Here is an 18,196-nt window from a genome sequence, read left to right on the forward strand (position 1 = left end):
TCAATGTCATCGGCTGGTATACCGCTTAATCCATTCGCCTTTATACGCAAGTATGATGAGTTATGGTCGCGTTTATTATTCTTAATCGGCGCATTGATTGTTTATCGTTTAGGGTCGCACATTCCAGTGCCGGGTATTAATCCGGTTAATCTGGCTGATCTGTTTTCGCGCAACGAAAATACCATCTTGAGCATGTTTAATATGTTCTCAGGTGGTGCGCTAGAGCGTATGTCTATTATGGCGCTTGGTATTATGCCATATATCTCAGCATCGATTATCGTACAGATGATGTCTGCAGTATTGCCATCGCTTGAAGCTCTCAAGAAAGAGGGTGAAGCGGGACGACGCAAGCTGAACAAGTATACCCGTCAAGGAACGCTTGCTTTAGCACTAGTACAGTCATTAGGAATGTGTGCTGGCTTAATCAGCCAAAATCTTACCTTATCATCTGGTTTGACTTTCTATATTCCAGCCGTTACTTCATTGGTAGCGGGCGCAATGTTCTTAATGTGGCTTGGTGAGCAGATTACGGAACGCGGCGTTGGTAATGGTATATCAATGCTCATTTTTGCGAGTATTGTTGCTGGTACGCCAGGTATGATTTCGCAATCTATCGAACAGGTCAATCAAGGTCAAATGAACTTGATTGTACTATTTATTTTTGTATTGTTAGGCATCGCGGTCACTGCAGGTATCGTTTATATTGAACGTGCTCAGCGCCGTGTTCCTGTCAACTATGCACAGAAGCAACAGCAAGGTCGCAAAATCTATGCTCAGCAGCAGTCACATCTGCCGTTGAAGCTCAACATGGCAGGGGTTATCCCAGCTATTTTTGCCAGTTCTTTGTTGCTGTTTCCAGCAAGTTTAGGGCAATGGGTTGGTCAATCAACTGATCCTACCTTCGTACAAAAAATACTACAAAATATGGCATTGGTACTGTCTCCTGGACAACCGCTATATTTAGTACTGTTTGGCGCAATGATTATTTTCTTCTGTTATTTTTATACGGCACTAGTATTTAGTCCACGTGAAGTAGCAGAGAACCTTAAACGTAGTGGTGCGTATATCCCAGGTATTCGCCCCGGACAACAAACTCAGCGTTACCTCGATCATGTATTAAACCGACTGACCTTTATTGGCGCGATGTATATGACGGTTATTTGTTTAATGCCAATGGTCGTCCAGTCATCGTTTGGTGTACCGTTTCAACTTGGTGGTACGTCGCTACTGATTATGGTGGTTGTGGTAATGGATTTCATCTCGCAGATTCAAGCGCATTTGATGACCCATCAATATCATGATCAGACGTTAATTCAATCGCCCACTCAACCTTAATGAGCGGTACGATATTTCAAGGAGCATGCTATGAAAGTTCAAGCATCAGTTAAAAAGATTTGTGGTAGCTGTAAAGTTGTGCGCCGTAAAGGCCGTGTACATATTATCTGTACAGCAGAACCGCGCCACAAGCAACGTCAAGGTTAATATTTGATAGCATGAGTTTTTTAACTTTTGTTACCAAATAAATTAATACTTGAAAAATAACGGCGGATGGGATATCATCCGCCACTTGCCGTGTTTATGCAGAATGTTTTATAATGTTTTCGATCGATAGGCTTTCAACTAAGTCAAAAGAACGACTATCATTATAAAAAATCTAGTATTAACAGCAACAAATCTGAAGAATAATGCCTTATTGATAAATAACGCTTATTTTTCTTTAATGGAGAGAAATCAATGGCTCGTATTGCCGGCGTAAACATTCCGGATAATAAGCATGCTGTTATTTCACTAACTTACATCTTTGGTGTAGGTCGTACCACTGCTCAGAAAATCTTAGAAGCAGTTGGCATTGCCCCTACTACTAAAGTTAGTCAGTTAGATGATACACAGTTAGATGCTATCCGTGCACAAGTTGCAAATTACATGACTGAAGGTGACCTTCGTCGTGAAGTTTCAATGAATATTAAGCGTTTAGTTGATCTTGGTTGTTACCGTGGCATCCGCCATCGTCGTAACCTACCAGTTAGAGGTCAGAACACCAAGAACAACGCTCGTACTCGCAAGGGTCCGACACGTCCTCTCAAAAGATAATTAACTTAGGAAGCTAAAAGATGGCAAAAGACACTCGTAGTCGCAAAAAGGTGACTCGTCGTTCAGTATCGGAGGGCATCGCCCATATCCATGCGTCTTTTAATAACACCATTGTTACGATTACCGATCGTCAAGGTAATGCATTGGCTTGGGCCACTTCAGGTGGACAAGGCTTCCGTGGTTCACGTAAATCTACACCATTTGCAGCTCAGGTTGCAGCTGAAGTCGCTGGTAAAGCGGCTCAAGAATATGGTGTTAAGAATATCGACGTTTTGGTCAAAGGACCAGGACCGGGTCGTGAGTCTGCGGTAAGAGCACTAGGTGCATTGGGTTATAAAGTTAACAGCATCTCTGATGTAACCCCAATCCCACACAATGGTTGCCGTGCGCCGAAAAAGCGCCGCGTCTAATATTAAAGACGAAGCTTTTTATCCCAAAAGCTTATAGGAGACATAACAATGGCCCGTTATATTGGACCAAAACTTAAATTATCACGTCGTGAAGGCACTGACTTAGGTCTTAAGTCTGGCGTTAAACCATACGACGTAAAAACGAAAAAAGCTGGTCGTCCACCAGGTCAACACGGTGTAAGCCGTAACAAGACCTCAGAATATGCTCTACAGTTGCGTGAAAAGCAAAAAGTTAAGCGTATCTATGGTGTATTAGAGCGTCAGTTTGCTAATTACTATAAAGAAGCTGCTCGTAAGCGCGGTGCTACTGGTGAAAACCTACTAGCTATGCTTGAGAGCCGTCTAGACAACGTGGTATATCGCATGGGCTTTGGCTCAACTCGCGCTGAAGCACGTCAGCTAGTCAGTCATCGTACTGTTATGGTAAAAAAAGCTGGTCGTGATGAGTTTGTTCGTGTGAACATTCCATCAATTCAGCTTCAAGATGGTGATGTCATCGCTATCCAAGAGAAGTCTCGCGAACAGCTACGTATCAAAAACGCTATCGAACTAGCGACACAACGTGGTATTCCAGAATGGCTGGATGTTGATCACAGCAAACTACAAGGCACGTTCAAAAAAGCGCCTGATCGTATTGATCTACCTGCTGAAATCAACGAAAGCTTGATCGTTGAGCTATACTCTAAGTAATAACGTCATGCTCAATGTTATGAAAATGGCATTGAGCAATCAACGTTAACTAAACCAGTTTAATAAATCGAGGTGACATCATGATGCTAAATGCAACTGAGTTTCTAACGCCGAACGCCATTAATGTGGATACGGTTAACGAAACGATTGCGAAAGTCACGCTCGAACCGTTAGAACGCGGCTTTGGGCATACCCTAGGTAATGCTCTGCGTCGCATCTTGTTATCTTCATTACCTGGTGCTGCAGTCATTGAAGCTGAGATTGATGGTGTTGACCATGAATACTCAACGCTTGAAGGATTACAGGAAGACGTACTTGACCTGCTTTTGAACCTAAAAGGCTTGGCAATTACACTTCATGACCAAAATGAAGTATTTTTGACCTTGGATAAACAAGGTCCAGGCACTATTACTGCTGCAGACATCGCGTTACCGCATAATGTTGACATCATCAATCCAGAATTGGTCTTGGGTACATTGAGCGACCGTGGTCATCTTAAGATGCGTTTGCGTGTAGTGATGGGTCGTGGATATGAGCCAGCAAACCAGCGCCGTGAAGACGGTGATACCAGAGCAATTGGACGCTTAAAACTTGATGCAAGTTTTAGTCCAGTGCTTCGTGTTGCTTATCAGGTTGAGAACGCTCGCGTTGAGCAGCGTACTGATCTTGATCGTCTTATCATTGAGCTTGAAACTAATGGCACTATAGATCCAGAAGAAGCAATTCGTAAAGCAGCAACTATTTTACAGCAACAGATTTCTATCTTTGTTGATCTAGAAGCTGAAGAAGCGCCTGAGCCTGTGAAAGAAAAAGAAGAGGTTGATCCGGTGCTATTACGCCCTGTGGACGATCTTGAACTAACGGTTCGCTCAGCCAACTGCTTGAAAGCTGAAAACATTTACTATATCGGTGATTTGGTACAGCGTTCAGAGACTGAACTTTTAAAAACCCCAAATCTTGGTAAGAAATCATTAACAGAAATCAAGGACGTATTAGCGTCTAAAGATTTAGAGCTCGGTATGCGCCTAGATAACTGGCCACCAGCTGATTTACGTGTTGATGATCGCTTTTCTTATCGTAGCCGTTAAACTTTAAGGATTTTTGACTATGCGCCATCGTAAGAGTGGAGTCAAGCTGGGTCGTACCGGCAGTCATCGTAAGGCAATGTTTCAGAACATGACCAACTCATTATTTGAGCATGAACTGATCAAAACAACTTTACCAAAAGCTAAAGAACTACGTCGCGTTGCCGAGCCATTGATCACTATGGCTAAAGAAGACAGCGTTGCTAACCGTCGTTTAGCATTTAGCCGTATGCGTAGCAAAGCTATGGTAGGCAAATTATTTGGCACGTTAGGTCCTCGTTACCAGACGCGTCCAGGTGGTTATTTGCGTATCGTAAAATGTGGTTACCGTGATGGTGACAACGCGCCAATGGCTTATGTAGAATTAGTTGATCGCGACTAGTTTTGCATTAAAGACATATTTTATAAAAAAGCTCCAATTCAATTGGAGCTTTTTTTTGTGCTTAAATTTAGTTAATCATATTACTATCTGATCACAGTAATAATGAATCGACATCAGCAGCACCTTGCCTAATGACTTCAGGGCGGCTACTAGTCATATCTACAATGGTGGTCAGCTTGGTTGTTTTTATACCTGCATTGATGAGGCCGTCGATTTGATTACCTAATAAGTCTTCAATTTCAAATGGATCATCCAATATATCATCTCGATTGGGAAGAATTAGCGAGCTGGTCAGAATAGGCTCGTCCATCGCTTCTAACAATGCTTGAGCAATAGGATTGCTAGGCACACGAATACCAATGGTTTTTTTCTTTGCATGTGCCAGTTTTTTTGGTACATCTTTTGTCGCATTGAGGATGAAAGTGATAGGGGCAGGGGTATGAGCTTTAAGCTGCTTAAATTGCACATTATCCACGGTTGCATAGTTAGCAATTTCGCTTAGGTCACGGCACAACAGTGTAAATTGATGCTTATCGTCAAGCTCACGAATTTGCTTGAGTTTAGTCAAAGCGTCTTTTGCACCCAAACGGCAGCCGAAAGCATAACTGGTATCCGTTGGGTAAATGATTAATTGGTCTTTGCGCAGTAGGTCAGCAGCTTGCTCAATGAGGCGTGGCTGCGGATTATCGGGATGAATGTAGAATACTTCCATAATGGTTCCTTATTTTATAATTATTGGTTTTTAATTGAGACAAATTTTTCATTAATTCGATGTAGTTCAATCATTGGACATATTAAAAAAGTTATTTTAAAAATTAAGCAAATCTGTATTTTTAAAATACTACTTTAGTTATCAGTATAGCTTAAAGCAAATATAAGTTTAGTGGCAAGGCGTTACTAACCGTAGAAAATCGTTAATAAGTAGGAACACTTGGTAATTTGAATTAAGCGTTGATTTCAGATGAAGGAGTACAAACGTTAATTAAAGCAGTCAGTAAAGTCTTAGCGTCACGCGGCAGAGTATGAGGTTTGGCTATATAGCTTTCTACTTGCTGATAGACATCACTGGCAAAGGTGCTATTGCTCGTATCAAAATCGGCAAATAAATTGTCCTGTGAGACTTGGAAATGTCGCCCACACGCCATAGTAAATAGACACTCTAGTGCTTGAGGTTTGATTTCTACACGCTCAAATGCTTGCTGCTGAGCCGCTGATCGTCCATCTGGTGCATACCAGTAACCGAAGTCAGATAGTTGTCTACGAGCGTCACCAGCCACGCACCAATGACTAAGCTCGTGCAGGGCACTAGCAAAAAATCCATGAGCGAATTCAATTCTGGCAGGCTTATTATTTTGCGCAGGGAAATACTCTGGCTCACCCTCACTACGAACCAATATCACCTGCTGGTTAGTAAATAAAGTATTAAATAGCTGTATGAGCCAATCAGTAGCTAATCGTTCGCTATCAATTATCAATTCTGTTGAGTAAGTATCGTCAGATTGAGTATTAGACAATTCTTGCCACTGACTTCTCCATTCTCTTAAATACTCATCTTCATCGAGACACAGTCTATTGCTAGGAGCATTTTCAGTATGACGATCTAATTGAGTAAGATGTTGCAGCAACGAACTTGCTGTAGCAGGAGAAAGTAAATCAGAAAAATTAATTTTGTTATCAGATAGGTTCATAGAGAAGACATTGAATTAATAGATATTAAAGACAAAAAACTTTAGGTAAAAAAGTAAGTGGTAAAAGAGTTTGAAAACATTTGCTATCAAAAAATATTAACATACTAGCGCTAGCAGAATATGGCACTTTCCGTTAGTATGGCAGGCAATATTATACACCGTTTTTATGAATGAGGCCGCGCATGTCAAGCACTCCAGAAACTAAACCGTCAGCACCTTACGCTGACAATAAAAAAGCGCCTGTATCTACTAGCATGCCTGAGCATATTTCTTTGGACAAGTGGGCAGACACGGGTTTTGAGTGGTCAGGCGAAGTCGACCCAAACTCTTTTGAGCGTCTTGCTACGACATTGAGCGCTGAGCATGATCAGTCAAACACTCAGCTAAATGCTGAACTCTATCGTCGTAATAATGTTTTGCATTTAGCATTTACGTTGACAGGTGATGTTTGGCTAACGTGCCAACGCTGTTTACAACCCATCGCGATAGACTTGTCTGATGATTACGACATCGCACTACTCGAAAATGACAGCCAAGTGCGTCTGATTAATGACGAGCAAGATTATTTGTTACTTGATGAAGTCGTCACTGAGCAGTCTCCCGAGCGCCTATTACCATTTAAAAAACTGGTAGAAGATGAGATCTTGCTAAAAACACCAATGGCGCCAAAGCATGATGATTGTGAGATGTCAGTTGAGCAGTTTGGTGAGATACCAGAAGAAGAAGAAAATGAAAATCCATTCGCTGCTTTAGCCTCCTTAAAAGGTAAGCTATAAGAGCCAAAATTATTTACTTGATGCATTTAATAAGCCTTTTATCTGCTTTGTACAGAAGAGTGCAAGGCAGGGCTTTATTAATCTAATAAACATGCGTATAATGTCCGGTTTATTGCATTCGAGCAACCTGTTGCGTGCTGATAGAAGCTGACTAGGTAAATTTTTCATAAATTTCAGACATAGTTAGCGCTTTATGTAAGTAACAATCTATTTAACTAATGATGCTTCAGACTTAGGTTGTTGTGATTATAAAGCCTCTGTCAGTATCGACTAAAGCTGAATTTCAAGCTTATCCCTTTTAAGTATAGGAGCTATATCATGGCTGTTCAAAAAAGTCGTAAAAGCCGTTCTCGTCGTGACATGCGCCGTTCACATCACCGTATGGAAATTGCTGAACTAAGCGTAGATGCTACTACTGGTGAAAAACATCGTCGTCATCACATGACTAAAGATGGTTTCTACCGTGGTCGTCAGCTATTCAAAGTTAGTCAAGATGCCTAAGACATTGGCCCTATGATAGCTAGGTAAAGTAGTAACAGTACTGGTGACTGTTGTTTTATTTGCCTAGCTATCATCAGTCAATAAGCTTTGAGCTAAAAAAAGCCAAGTTATTTCGCTATCATATATTATGTGGCTGGATAACTTGGCTTTTTGTTATTTATGACTAGAGTCATTGCTTAAATGACTTTTTATTTTTAGAAGATAGAAAAGCATACTCATATCGTTGGTGCTTTTGATTGGTACTGTGTTTTCCTATCGTTGTTTGGTCTGCATCCGCTATGATAATAGTGTGTGTCAGTGTATAGTTTACTGACAATCCGTTTTCTTATACAAATAATTGAACTAGCGGCTTTGTATCACATCTAATAATATAATACACCCCATTGTTTTAGGGATATTTCTAATCAGATAAGGAATATTGGTTATGGCTTCTGTACCCGATATGGTAAAAAAGCAACCCGCTCGTATCGCGGTCATTTTTCCTGGACAAGGATCTCAAGCAGTCGCAATGACGAGTGAGCTTGCTGAAATCTACCCAGAGATACGCGATACATTTACCGAAGCGAGTGAGGCGCTTGGTGAGGACTTGTGGGCAATCTGTCAGGATGAAGAAAAACTCAATCAAACCGAGTATACTCAGCCAGCGCTACTGACAGCTAGCATTGCCATTTGGCGTGTCTTACAACAAAAAATAAAAGAAACGCCTTGCTATTTAGCTGGTCACTCTTTAGGCGAGTACAGTGCCCTGTGTGCTGCCAATGTGATATCGCTTGGTGATGCTGTCACTTTAGTCCATAAGCGCGGTCAGTTGATGCAAGAGGCCGTTGTAGGTGTCGATACCGCCATGGCTGCCGTATTAGGACTTGAAGATAACCGAGTCGAAAATCTGTGTGAGCAAGCAACAGAGCATGTCGAGAGTGCCATTGTCGGCGCGGCTAACTTCAACAGCCCAGGACAAGTAGTGATCTCAGGTAATGCTGCTGGCGTTAACGCTGTTATTGATAAAGTCAAAAACACTGGCAAAAAGTCCGTGCCTTTAAAAGTGAGTGTGCCATCTCATTGTGCACTAATGGAGCCTGCAAGTAATGCCTTGGCTGAGATATTAGCAGGTATTCAATTTGATCAAGCAACCATTCCTGTGATTCAAAATCGCTATGCACGCGTTGAAACCAGTGCAGTAGGTATCAAGCAAGCATTGACTGAGCAGTTGAGCGAGCCAGTACTGTGGTCAAAAACCATGCAAGAGCTGGCCGATAAGCAAATTAACATGTTAATCGAATGTGGCAGCGGCAATGTGCTCAGTAACTTGGCTAAGCGTCAAGCACAGCCAATTACGAGCTATCCTACTGACAAGCCTGCCCGTCTAGAGAAATTATTAGAGGTGTTATCATGAGTCGTACGATTACATTAGTGACTGGCGCGAGCCGTGGTATTGGAAAGGCCGTTGCTAAACGCTTTGCTAAAGAAGGACATTTTGTCATTGGAACAGCAACCACTGAAAAAGGTGCTGAATTGATTAATGACTATCTTCATGATACTGGTGGTATCGGTCGCGTCTTAGATGTACGTGATACTGCTCAAATTGATAAATTGTTCGAAGAGATCGAAAGCGTCTATGGTGCGGTACAAGTATTGGTCAACAATGCAGGTATCACTCAAGATGGTCTACTAATGCGTATGAAAGACGATGACTGGTCAAATGTTATCGATACGAATTTGACCTCAGTTTATCGCATGAGTAAACGCGCAGTACGCGGTATGATGAAAGCACGCCGTGGTCGTATTATTAATATCACCTCTGTTGTTGCTCAAATGGGTAATGCAGGTCAATCTAATTACGCCGCGACTAAAGCTGGTGTAGAAGGGTTCAGCCGTACGCTTGCACGTGAAATCGGCTCACGCCAAGTGACTATCAATTGCGTGGCACCAGGTTTGATCGAGACTGATATGACAGATGAGCTCGACGAGCGTCTATTGAATTCTATGCTAGATGCCGTTCCTATCAGCCGTCTTGGTCAACCAGAAGATATCGCAGCAGCAGTACATTTTTTGGCCAGTGATGAGGCCAGCTATATCACCGGCGCGGTTATTCCTGTTAATGGCGGTATGTATATGTAGTCAGTATACGAGCGTTACATAGTTATAATAAAAAACTGTGTGAACGAGTGTAAACTATAATAAAGGGTGTTATAATAACGAATACTTTTGATTCAAAGCCCTGTATTATAGCAGGGCTTTATTAGACAGACTGTGTAACAAGTCATAGAGTACTCAGACAGCAATGCTCGTCTGGCAAACACATTTTATATACCATGCTACAGAGCTTAAATGAGGCGCTATAGCAGTTTATTAAAAATAATAGATGATAACGGAGTGATCTATATGAGTAATGATATCGAGCTAAGAGTAAAATCAGCAGTAGCAGAGCAACTAGGCATGAACATTGAAGACATCAACAACGATGCTTCATTCATGGAAGATCTAGGCGCAGATTCACTTGACCTAGTCGAATTGGTTATGTCTTTTGAAAGTGATTTTGGTATCACTATTCCTGACGAAGACTCTGCAGAATTGACTACTGTTCAAAAAGCAATTGACTACGTACAAGCCCAGCTATAATTTGCTACTCGTTTAGCAATTTTTATAATGCCGCTTATCTTAATAGATAGGCGGTTTTTTTATGAGTGTGATTTAGTTTATTGGTTGCATTAACATAAGCTACGTCAATTAACATTACTCAACATACTCTTACTATTCACGTTTGGTTCCTTTGTCTATACTCATCATGGTAAACAGTACAAAGCACGGTGGCGTTAAATAACACACCACCGAAAATAAATATGAATAATAAATAATAATATTTCAAGGAGCAGTTACATGGGTATGTTCAGTTTTGCAAAAGATATCGGTGATAAAATCTTTAATCGTGATGACGAAAAGCATGACGCTAAGACAGAAACCAAGGCAGATGCTAATACACCAGTAAAAAGCAGCGAGCCTTCAGCTCAATCAGTTGCTAACATTTTGCTACGTCGTATTCAGCAACAGAACCTAAATATCAGTAATTTAAAAATCAAGTATAACGGTTCTACAGATACGGCAGAAATTAGCGGTAATGCTAAGACTCAAGCTGATCGTGAAAAAGCGATTATTGCTATTGGTAACGTACAAAATGTTGCTAAGGTAATCGACAATATCGATATCGAAGAAGATGCACCTGAGTCAACGATGTATACGGTAAAATCTGGCGATAGCTTATCTAAGATTGCTAAAGACGTTTACGGTGAGTCTGGTGATTATATGAAAATCTTTGAAGCGAATAAGCCAATGTTATCTGATCCAGATAAAATCTATCCAGGTCAAGTGTTACGTATTCCTAAGCCATAACAAATTGATGATACAAGCAGTAAATAATCGGTACAAAAAACCGATGATAAAAAAGCCTCTTTTATAAGAGGCTTTTTTTATTATTTAAAACGATATAGCAATAGATATGAAGTTCTAATAGTGGCGAATAATTGAAATATTTAGACTTGGATGCTGTCTTTCAGCTTTTTTTGCTGTTCTTCTAATGCCCATTCGATATGCTCGTCGAGCATAACACTGTGTATGGTAAGCTTAGACTTTAACTGTTCAACCACATCCAAACTGGCATTGGCATTGCCAAGACCAATCGCGATATTACGTAAGAAATTTATATAGCCTGTGCGTCTGAGCGGGCTTCCTTGTGTATTTTTCAAAAAATCCGCTTCTTGCCATTGCCATAATTCAAGCAAACTGCTGTTATCAAGCCCATGCCTTGGTGCGAAGTCCTCAACAGTAGTCAGATTGGCATAACGATTCCACGGGCAGATCAGCTGGCAATCATCACAGCCAAACACTCGATTGCCAATCGCGCGTCGATACTTGGTATCAATAATACCATCGTGTTCAATCGTCAAATAAGAGATACAGGCAGAAGCATTGAGCTCATAAGGCGCTACAATCGCTTGGGTAGGGCATACATCAATACAAGCACTGCAACTGCCACAATGCTCTTTAACAGGCTGGTCATCGGGCAGCTCTAAGCTTAAAAACAGCTCACCCAGCACAAAAAATGAGCCAGCTTGTTTGTTGATTAATAACGTATGCTTACCTGTCCAGCCCAGACCAGCAGCATCGGCAATAGGTCGCTCAAAGATAGGCGCAGAATCACTAAAGGGTCTAAAAACAAACTCTTTATCTGAGCCAATATCGAGATGTTGCCATTCAGGAAGCATAGCTTCGATATTCAGCGCCAATTGCTTTAAACGGCTGCGCATTGTCTTATGATAATCACGACCTCTTGCGTAACGCGCAATGATGCCTTGATTGGGATGGTCATTATCTGTGACAGCACGTGGCGTCGGGGCTTGGGTGAGATAATCCATACGTACACTAACAATGGTCTTTGCGCCATCTACTAACTGCTCGGGATGCGCGCGCAGATGATGGTTGTTGTGCATGAACTGCAATTGACCCTCATAGCCTTTATCCAGCCACTTCTGTAGTTGTTCGACTTGCTTAGCAAACAGTGGATGATGGACAGATAAAAACCCACAATCAGCAAATCCTAACGTTTGCGCTTGCGTTTTGATCCACTGTTTAACATCTGCTGTTGTTGCAAATACTGTTGAGTTACTAACGGCAATTTTGTTTTTATCGGTAGGCATATAGATAGAGGCTTATTGGCTGTCTGCTTGTTTGGGTTGATCAGATTATTTACATCTCACAATCAGTGATCCTATGAATAGCGTTTATGATAAGCCAGTGAGCGATAAGCGCAAGTAGAAAAGAAAATAAACTCACATTCATATTGATACATAAGTAGGCATAAGCTTTTGCTAAGCTGATACCAAAGGTTAGCAAATAGACTGTCAACACCATAAAAATATCAGAAAAACATAGCCGAGGATAATAAATGAAAAACTGGACCAATTTATCAACGATAAAAAATACAAAACCCGTCGCGCTTTATAATAGTGAGCAGCTCTATGCCATGGAGCAAGCGTGGTTTGCTCGAGGATATGATAGCTTTGGCTTAATGCAGCAAGCAGCTTGGCAAATGGCACAGCAGATAGAGTTGCTTTATGAACAAAAATGTCTCAATGCTAATCATTCTGATAATACCAACGTTTATCATCGTACGGAGCGTTTGCGCCGAGTAAGTGTCTGGGTAGGTAAGGGTAATAATGGCGGGGACGGTTGGCTCATTGCTCACTATCTGCAACAAGCTGGCTGGCAAGTAGAGGTAATTGCCGTTGGTTTTGATAAAAACGATTTTGTCATGGATGATCAATCAGTCACTTCTAATAGCAAAGACAGCGACAGTAGCAATATGACTGACGCAACAAAGGCTCTTCAAATAGCGCTATCTGCCAACTGTCATTATCAACGTTTTGAAGAGATTTATAGCAGTCATAATGATTCAGAAAAAATGGCTTTATCAGCTGACATTTATATTGATGCACTGTTTGGGATTGGGCTAGATCGTGCGCCAGAAGGTGTCTATAAAGAGGCTATTAGTACTTTCAATCGTACTACTCAGCAACAAAACGCACTAGCGGTCGCCGTCGATATTCCAAGTGGATTGGTAGCTTCTACTGGTGAGGTATTCGATCGTATAGCAGTACAAGCTGATGTCACCTTATGCCTGATTGCACGCAAATTCGGTTTGCATACCAAAGATGGTACGGATTATAGCGGAGACATAATCGATATACCGTTAATACCTTATCAAACAGCTAGACCTCACAAAATATCTGATAAAAATACTATTGAAGCATTTGAACCTGTTGCCACGCTACTGACGGCTGCACATAGTATGAAGCCGCGCCGTCAAAACAGTTACAAAGGTAGCTATGGTCATGTATTAGTCATCGGTGGAAATCGCGTTGATGGCTCTCAAGGGATGGGCGGTGCTGCGATACTGTCTGCCTCAAGCACCATGGCAACTGGCGCTGGTAAAATAACCGTTGCCTGTCATGAGGCTTTTCATGGTGCATTATTAACGTCACTGCCAGATGCGATGACAATTAATTTGCATGACGTAGATGGGGTAAAGGCACTGATTGAACAAGCCAGTGTTGTCGCTATTGGTATGGGATTGGGCCGTGACGAAAAAGCAAAGGCGCTATTTATTGACTACATACAGACTGCGATAGCTCATGAAAAATCAATAGTGATCGATGCAGACGGTCTTTATCATTTGGCATCGCTGCAAACGGACAACCATGAACTGGTAACAGAGCTTCGCGAATATAGCATCAATCATCGAGTTTGCTTGACACCGCATAGCGGCGAAGCAGCTAGGTTACTTGATCAAAAGATAAGCGAGGTAGAAAGTGATAGATTGCAAGCCATAAAACAATGCACAGCAGTTTATGGTGGTGACTGGGTATTAAAGGGAGCAGGGTCGCTAGTTTTGGAGCAAAAATCAGGACGAGCACAAGTATATGTCTGTGATGCGGGCAATGCTGGTATGGCAACCGCTGGCATGGGCGATATTCTATCTGGAGTGACTGCTGGATTAGTAGCACAACAAGACTTAGCAGCAGAGTCGCACAGTTTATCTCAGGCAGTGTTTATTCATGGATTTGCAGGGGATACACTGGTTAATCAAGGTAGGGGATATCGTAGTGACAATAAGCTATTGATTGGACAACGAGGGCTACAAGCTCAAGATATGCCAGCAGCCATTCGTCATGTTATGCAATTAATGATGATTAAGTAGTCATCATTAGCATAAAGATTAGGTCGTAGCGCTGCTACAATATTGGTCGATTGCCTGCTGTACACGCTCACGTTTTAGCTCAATTTCACGGCCATCTAAGTACTGACGCTTGCCATTTGCATCCATCTCATAGATACGGCCGCCAACATTTAAATTGGTTAGGTTGTTGCGCAATGATTGACAGCGCTGGGCATTGGCTTGCGCTTCTTGTTCTTTGATACGTGCTTCGAGCGCTGCTACACGCTGCTCTTCTGCCGTTTGAGTATTGTTACTTTGGCTGGCATCTGTTTTACCTGCCATTTGTCCGGCGTTGTTTTGTCTACCGTCGCTACGAAATTCAATCAACTCAACGTTTTTACCATTTTGCGGTGCGTGCTGGCTATATTTAACTTCGCCATGTGCGCCAATAGATTTGTAAACTTGAATAGCCTGACTGGCATTCATGGACAGCATTAGCATACACGCAGTACTTGTTAGCAGTTTGGTAGCGGTAGCTATTTTAGACGCATATGCCATAGCAGCAATCCTCTTGTTTTATAAAAGTAAATTTGTATAAGGGTAAATATAGCATTTGAGCACTTTATTGGCAGCACTAATGTATCGACTTCCAATTTTAGCAAATAATACTTATCAATGTATATTATTTAATAACTAATAGTTTGGGATAGGCTTTAGAAGTTTTTCTTGACAATAACAGACAAACAATCGAATATAATAGAAGTTGATTGGTCAGTGAGCGGCTTTTACGATATTGCCGTGGCACTTGAGAATGAGAACTACGAGTTACTTATCGGTATCTTACGCAGTTTTATTTCCTTTGTGATAATGATATAGCAGACATAGTAGCAGGACGATTACTATTGATAGCTGATCATCGTCTCCGGACTTATCTGTCTACAATGACTAAGATAAACTTATTATTTGACATGTGCTAAATGTGATTCTAGCAGTTGTATGAAACACGATATAATATTAGGTATGAGATTTCCTTAATGCCTTGTTATCAGTTCTACTGAGCTTGTGACATCGTATTTGGCTATAAAAGTCATTTCATCTATATCGATGCATCTGTATCAATGAATTTATTATCTGTACTTGCTTGCATGAATACTCAATAATAAGCTTCTTTATAGGTGCGTCCGCATCTTGTCACTGTATATCGATAAACATCCATCACAAAACTGACCTTAAATACATTGCTGTGTTTGAGTAATTTGCTGTCTTAAAAAACAACATTACTTAAATATGATAGGCAAATATTCTTGATATGGACAAGGATTAGCGATCATTTTATGAGCTTTGAAGTAATGCCTATATGGGGTTATCTCTTGTCATAGAATACTGCAAATCCTCGCCGCAAAAAAAGGTGATGACAGTGACGCAAACCACGCAAAGTCCGAATATGACGGGACATACCCAAACGGGTAATGCCGCCAAAAATTTTGAAGAAAAGCAACAACGTCTTGCAGAAGGCAGCTCACAGCCTGTGATGCTATCGGGCGCTGAAATGCTGGTACAAGCGCTGACAGACGAAGGTGTCAAATATATCTTTGGTTATCCAGGCGGTGCCGTTCTGCACATCTATGATGCGTTATTTCAGCAAGAAGCCATTGAGCACATCTTAGTACGCCATGAGCAGGCTGCTGGTCACATGGCAGATGCTTATTCACGAGTTACTGGTGAGACTGGTGTCGTACTGGCAACCTCAGGACCTGGTGCAACCAATACGGTTACCGCTATTGCGACAGCTTTTATGGATTCAGTACCGATGGTCGTGATTTCAGGTCAGGTGCCAAGTAGCCTAATCGGGGAAGACGCTTTCCAAGAAACGGATATGGTCGGTGTATCACGTCCGATCGTTAAGCATAGTTTCCAAGTGCGCCATGCTAGCGAAATTCCGATGATTGTCAAAAAAGCCTTTTATATTGCACAGTCTGGACGCCCAGGCCCTGTTGTCATTGACGTGCCAAAAGACATGACTGCTCCTAGTGAAAAGTTTGCCTATGAGTATCCAGAAGAGGTATTTATACGCTCTTACCAGCCTTCACTCAAAGGTCATAGTGGTCAAATCAAAAAAGCGGTTGAGACACTGCTATCTGCCCAGCGTCCTGTCGTATATGCAGGCGGTGGTGTAATTTGGAGTAATGCCCACGAAGAGCTAACCGACCTTGCTCATCGTCTGAACTTGCCAGTGACCAATACATTGATGGGCCTTGGTACGTTCCCAGGCTCTGATCGTCAGTTCTTAGGTATGCTTGGCATGCATGGTACTTACGAAGCCAACATGAGCATGCATCACGCTGATGTTATCTTGGCAGTCGGTGCACGTTTCGATGATCGTGTGACCAATAACGTCAAAAAATTCTGTCCGAATGCGACGATTATTCATATCGACATCGATCCTGCTTCGATCTCGAAAACTATTCTTGCGCATATTCCTATTGTTGGCGATGTAAAATCTGTCTTAACCGATATGCTAGAGATCGTTGGAGAAGATAAGCAATTAGAGCAACACGCATTGCTCGATTGGTGGTCACAGATCAACGAATGGCGTAAGCGTCATGGTCTACGTTACGACACCAGTACAGATAATGGTATTAAGCCACAAAGCGCTGTACAAGCCCTGTGCAAGGTCACGGATGGCAATGCAATTATCACCAGTGACGTCGGTCAGCATCAGATGTTTGCAGCCCTTTACTATACTTACAATGAGCCTCGCCAATGGCTGAACTCAGGTGGCCTAGGTACGATGGGTGTTGGCTTGCCGTATGCCATGGCAGCAAAGCTTGCCAACCCTGAGCGTGATGTGGTGTGTATCACAGGCGAAGGCTCTATTCAGATGAATATCCAAGAGCTATCAACTTGCTTACAATACAACTTGCCAGTCAAGATCCTGAACTTGAACAACGCACAGCTAGGGATGGTCAAGCAGTGGCAGGACATGCTGTATGAAGGTCGCCATGCTCAGTCTTATATGAACTCTTTACCAGACTTTGTGAAATTGGCTGAAAGTTATGGTCACGTCGGTATCAAGATTACTGATCCTGCGACCATGGAAGCACAGTTGGCTGAAGCCATGGCAATGAAAGACAAACTGGTATTTATCGATGTTTATGTCGATCGTAATGAGCATGTATATCCGATGCAAATCGCTGGACAGGCAATGCGTGATATGTGGTTAACAAAAGGGGAGCGTACCTAATGCAACAACAACATCTGATTTCGGTATTGATGGAAAACGAAGCGGGTTCGTTGTCGCGTCTAGTCGGCTTGTTCTCACAGCGTGGCTACAATATCGAAACGCTAAACGTCGCGCCTACTGATGACCCAAGTATTTCACGTCTGACGTTGACGACCATTACTTCACCAGAAAGAATCGAACAAATCACCAAACAATTGCATAAATTGATTGAAGTGGTTAAAGTGCATAATCTGACAGAGAATGTACACGTTGAGCGTGAATTGATGCTGATCAAAGTACGAGCGACTGGCAGCGTACGTGAAGAGGTGAAACGCAGCGCAGATATTTTCCGCGCACAGATTGTCGATGTGAATGCCAACTTATATACGATTCAAATCGTTGGTGATAAAGCAAAACTTGATGGCTTTATTGACGTACTTGGACGTGAGCGTATTATGGAAGTGGTTCGCTCGGGTGTGATTGGTATTGCTCGCGGCGAAAAAACACTTAGCACCTAGTATTTATTACGACCTATTTTAATCAAGCTATATTTTAATCAAAAAATATTTATCTAAATCAACAAAGCGCTTATCTTAATCACTATCTTGATTACAGTATAAGCGCCTACTATCCATGGTACG

General features: G+C 41.9%; 20 protein-coding genes. 16 read left to right on the plus strand and 4 right to left on the minus strand.

Going from position 1 to position 18,196, the window contains the following annotated elements:
- Window positions 1-3: 3 nt before the first annotated feature.
- The 7 genes from secY to rplQ all read left to right on the plus strand — a co-directional run bounded on the left by secY (window position 4) and on the right by rplQ (window position 4,658).
- Window positions 4-1,335, plus strand: a complete 1,332-nt coding sequence (gene secY, locus I3255_RS10355; protein ID WP_178379273.1) for a preprotein translocase subunit SecY — start codon at window positions 4-6, stop codon at window positions 1,333-1,335.
- Window positions 1,336-1,365: 30 nt separating this feature from the next.
- Window positions 1,366-1,482, plus strand: a complete 117-nt coding sequence (gene rpmJ / locus I3255_RS10360; RefSeq protein ID WP_010196721.1) for a 50S ribosomal protein L36 — start codon at window positions 1,366-1,368, stop codon at window positions 1,480-1,482.
- A 252-nt stretch (window positions 1,483-1,734) separates the two neighbouring features.
- Window positions 1,735-2,091 carry a 30S ribosomal protein S13 gene (gene rpsM / locus I3255_RS10365; protein WP_021813384.1) on the plus strand — a complete coding sequence of 119 codons (357 nt, stop codon included), beginning with the start codon at window positions 1,735-1,737 and terminating at the stop codon, window positions 2,089-2,091.
- Between the two features lie 20 nt (window positions 2,092-2,111).
- Window positions 2,112-2,501 (plus strand): 30S ribosomal protein S11, encoded by a 390-nt coding sequence (gene rpsK / locus I3255_RS10370; RefSeq protein WP_045454458.1) that lies wholly within the window; start codon window positions 2,112-2,114, stop codon window positions 2,499-2,501.
- A gap of 48 nt (window positions 2,502-2,549) precedes the next feature.
- Window positions 2,550-3,191 (plus strand): 30S ribosomal protein S4, encoded by a 642-nt coding sequence (rpsD, locus tag I3255_RS10375; RefSeq protein ID WP_058025563.1) that lies wholly within the window; start codon window positions 2,550-2,552, stop codon window positions 3,189-3,191.
- Window positions 3,192-3,271: 80 nt separating this feature from the next.
- Entirely contained in the window at window positions 3,272-4,279 is a 1,008-nt protein-coding gene (gene rpoA / locus I3255_RS10380; RefSeq protein ID WP_238038749.1) for a DNA-directed RNA polymerase subunit alpha, read from the plus strand.
- A 19-nt stretch (window positions 4,280-4,298) separates the two neighbouring features.
- A complete protein-coding gene (rplQ, locus tag I3255_RS10385; protein ID WP_021813387.1) occupies window positions 4,299-4,658 on the plus strand; it encodes a 50S ribosomal protein L17 in 360 nt (119 codons plus the stop codon).
- Window positions 4,659-4,749: 91 nt separating this feature from the next.
- Here rplQ and I3255_RS10390 read toward each other — a convergent pair whose 3' ends face one another.
- Together I3255_RS10390 and I3255_RS10395 are read right to left on the minus strand one after the other, a co-directional pair.
- Window positions 4,750-5,370 carry an L-threonylcarbamoyladenylate synthase gene (locus I3255_RS10390; RefSeq protein WP_238038750.1) on the minus strand — a complete coding sequence of 207 codons (621 nt, stop codon included), beginning with the start codon at window positions 5,368-5,370 and terminating at the stop codon, window positions 4,750-4,752.
- A 232-nt stretch (window positions 5,371-5,602) separates the two neighbouring features.
- Window positions 5,603-6,346: an elongation factor P hydroxylase gene (locus I3255_RS10395; protein ID WP_238038751.1), complete on the minus strand. Its 744-nt coding sequence runs from the start codon at window positions 6,344-6,346 to the stop codon at window positions 5,603-5,605.
- Between the two features lie 182 nt (window positions 6,347-6,528).
- Between I3255_RS10395 and I3255_RS10400 the strand changes: the two genes are divergently transcribed.
- The 6 genes from I3255_RS10400 to lysM all read left to right on the plus strand — a co-directional run bounded on the left by I3255_RS10400 (window position 6,529) and on the right by lysM (window position 11,010).
- The gene (locus I3255_RS10400; protein WP_238038752.1) at window positions 6,529-7,122 is read left to right on the plus strand and encodes a YceD family protein; all 594 of its coding nucleotides are present in this window, start codon (window positions 6,529-6,531) and stop codon (window positions 7,120-7,122) included.
- A gap of 318 nt (window positions 7,123-7,440) precedes the next feature.
- The gene (gene rpmF, locus I3255_RS10405; protein WP_057758809.1) at window positions 7,441-7,623 is read left to right on the plus strand and encodes a 50S ribosomal protein L32; all 183 of its coding nucleotides are present in this window, start codon (window positions 7,441-7,443) and stop codon (window positions 7,621-7,623) included.
- A 424-nt stretch (window positions 7,624-8,047) separates the two neighbouring features.
- Window positions 8,048-9,016, plus strand: a complete 969-nt coding sequence (fabD, locus tag I3255_RS10410; RefSeq protein ID WP_238038753.1) for an ACP S-malonyltransferase — start codon at window positions 8,048-8,050, stop codon at window positions 9,014-9,016.
- Window positions 9,013-9,741 carry a 3-oxoacyl-ACP reductase FabG gene (gene fabG / locus I3255_RS10415; protein WP_238038754.1) on the plus strand — a complete coding sequence of 243 codons (729 nt, stop codon included), beginning with the start codon at window positions 9,013-9,015 and terminating at the stop codon, window positions 9,739-9,741. The genes fabD and fabG overlap by 4 nt, the downstream gene beginning before the upstream one ends.
- A gap of 264 nt (window positions 9,742-10,005) precedes the next feature.
- The gene (acpP, locus tag I3255_RS10420; RefSeq protein ID WP_058025368.1) at window positions 10,006-10,242 is read left to right on the plus strand and encodes an acyl carrier protein; all 237 of its coding nucleotides are present in this window, start codon (window positions 10,006-10,008) and stop codon (window positions 10,240-10,242) included.
- A gap of 258 nt (window positions 10,243-10,500) precedes the next feature.
- Window positions 10,501-11,010 (plus strand): peptidoglycan-binding protein LysM, encoded by a 510-nt coding sequence (lysM, locus tag I3255_RS10425; protein WP_201599224.1) that lies wholly within the window; start codon window positions 10,501-10,503, stop codon window positions 11,008-11,010.
- A 140-nt stretch (window positions 11,011-11,150) separates the two neighbouring features.
- Here the strand turns inward: lysM and queG are convergent, their stop codons facing one another.
- Window positions 11,151-12,314: a tRNA epoxyqueuosine(34) reductase QueG gene (gene queG, locus I3255_RS10430; protein ID WP_238038755.1), complete on the minus strand. Its 1,164-nt coding sequence runs from the start codon at window positions 12,312-12,314 to the stop codon at window positions 11,151-11,153.
- Window positions 12,315-12,562: 248 nt separating this feature from the next.
- Between queG and I3255_RS10435 the strand changes: the two genes are divergently transcribed.
- Complete coding sequence (locus tag I3255_RS10435) at window positions 12,563-14,374, plus strand: NAD(P)H-hydrate dehydratase (protein ID WP_238038756.1); 1,812 nt, start codon at window positions 12,563-12,565, stop codon at window positions 14,372-14,374.
- An 18-nt stretch (window positions 14,375-14,392) separates the two neighbouring features.
- Here the strand turns inward: I3255_RS10435 and I3255_RS10440 are convergent, their stop codons facing one another.
- Window positions 14,393-14,890, minus strand: coding sequence for a DUF4124 domain-containing protein (locus I3255_RS10440; RefSeq protein WP_238038757.1), 498 nt, complete (start codon window positions 14,888-14,890; stop codon window positions 14,393-14,395).
- Between the two features lie 973 nt (window positions 14,891-15,863).
- Between I3255_RS10440 and I3255_RS10445 the strand changes: the two genes are divergently transcribed.
- Together I3255_RS10445 and ilvN are read left to right on the plus strand one after the other, a co-directional pair.
- Entirely contained in the window at window positions 15,864-17,576 is a 1,713-nt protein-coding gene (locus tag I3255_RS10445) for an acetolactate synthase 3 large subunit (protein WP_238038788.1), read from the plus strand.
- Window positions 17,576-18,073 carry an acetolactate synthase small subunit gene (ilvN, locus tag I3255_RS10450; RefSeq protein WP_075106943.1) on the plus strand — a complete coding sequence of 166 codons (498 nt, stop codon included), beginning with the start codon at window positions 17,576-17,578 and terminating at the stop codon, window positions 18,071-18,073. The genes I3255_RS10445 and ilvN overlap by 1 nt, the downstream gene beginning before the upstream one ends.
- The last annotated feature ends 123 nt before the right edge of the window (window positions 18,074-18,196 follow it).

This window comes from Psychrobacter sp. Ps6, assembly GCF_022129235.1.
In the GTDB taxonomy this organism is placed as follows: domain Bacteria; phylum Pseudomonadota; class Gammaproteobacteria; order Pseudomonadales; family Moraxellaceae; genus Psychrobacter.

Coding starts and splice junctions, on each gene's coding strand:
- rpoA (WP_238038749.1), top strand. CDS start 3,272: ATGATGCTAAATGCAACTGAGTTTCTAACGCCGAACGCCATTAATGTG.
- I3255_RS10400 (WP_238038752.1), top strand. CDS start 6,529: ATGTCAAGCACTCCAGAAACTAAACCGTCAGCACCTTACGCTGACAAT.
- I3255_RS10395 (WP_238038751.1), bottom strand. CDS start 6,346: ATGAACCTATCTGATAACAAAATTAATTTTTCTGATTTACTTTCTCCT.
- rpmJ (WP_010196721.1), top strand. CDS start 1,366: ATGAAAGTTCAAGCATCAGTTAAAAAGATTTGTGGTAGCTGTAAAGTT.
- I3255_RS10390 (WP_238038750.1), bottom strand. CDS start 5,370: ATGGAAGTATTCTACATTCATCCCGATAATCCGCAGCCACGCCTCATT.
- I3255_RS10440 (WP_238038757.1), bottom strand. CDS start 14,890: ATGGCATATGCGTCTAAAATAGCTACCGCTACCAAACTGCTAACAAGT.
- ilvN (WP_075106943.1), top strand. CDS start 17,576: ATGCAACAACAACATCTGATTTCGGTATTGATGGAAAACGAAGCGGGT.
- queG (WP_238038755.1), bottom strand. CDS start 12,314: ATGCCTACCGATAAAAACAAAATTGCCGTTAGTAACTCAACAGTATTT.
- fabD (WP_238038753.1), top strand. CDS start 8,048: ATGGCTTCTGTACCCGATATGGTAAAAAAGCAACCCGCTCGTATCGCG.
- secY (WP_178379273.1), top strand. CDS start 4: ATGTCATCGGCTGGTATACCGCTTAATCCATTCGCCTTTATACGCAAG.
- rpsK (WP_045454458.1), top strand. CDS start 2,112: ATGGCAAAAGACACTCGTAGTCGCAAAAAGGTGACTCGTCGTTCAGTA.
- rplQ (WP_021813387.1), top strand. CDS start 4,299: ATGCGCCATCGTAAGAGTGGAGTCAAGCTGGGTCGTACCGGCAGTCAT.
- rpmF (WP_057758809.1), top strand. CDS start 7,441: ATGGCTGTTCAAAAAAGTCGTAAAAGCCGTTCTCGTCGTGACATGCGC.
- I3255_RS10435 (WP_238038756.1), top strand. CDS start 12,563: ATGAAAAACTGGACCAATTTATCAACGATAAAAAATACAAAACCCGTC.
- acpP (WP_058025368.1), top strand. CDS start 10,006: ATGAGTAATGATATCGAGCTAAGAGTAAAATCAGCAGTAGCAGAGCAA.
- rpsD (WP_058025563.1), top strand. CDS start 2,550: ATGGCCCGTTATATTGGACCAAAACTTAAATTATCACGTCGTGAAGGC.
- rpsM (WP_021813384.1), top strand. CDS start 1,735: ATGGCTCGTATTGCCGGCGTAAACATTCCGGATAATAAGCATGCTGTT.
- fabG (WP_238038754.1), top strand. CDS start 9,013: ATGAGTCGTACGATTACATTAGTGACTGGCGCGAGCCGTGGTATTGGA.
- lysM (WP_201599224.1), top strand. CDS start 10,501: ATGGGTATGTTCAGTTTTGCAAAAGATATCGGTGATAAAATCTTTAAT.
- I3255_RS10445 (WP_238038788.1), top strand. CDS start 15,864: ATGCTATCGGGCGCTGAAATGCTGGTACAAGCGCTGACAGACGAAGGT.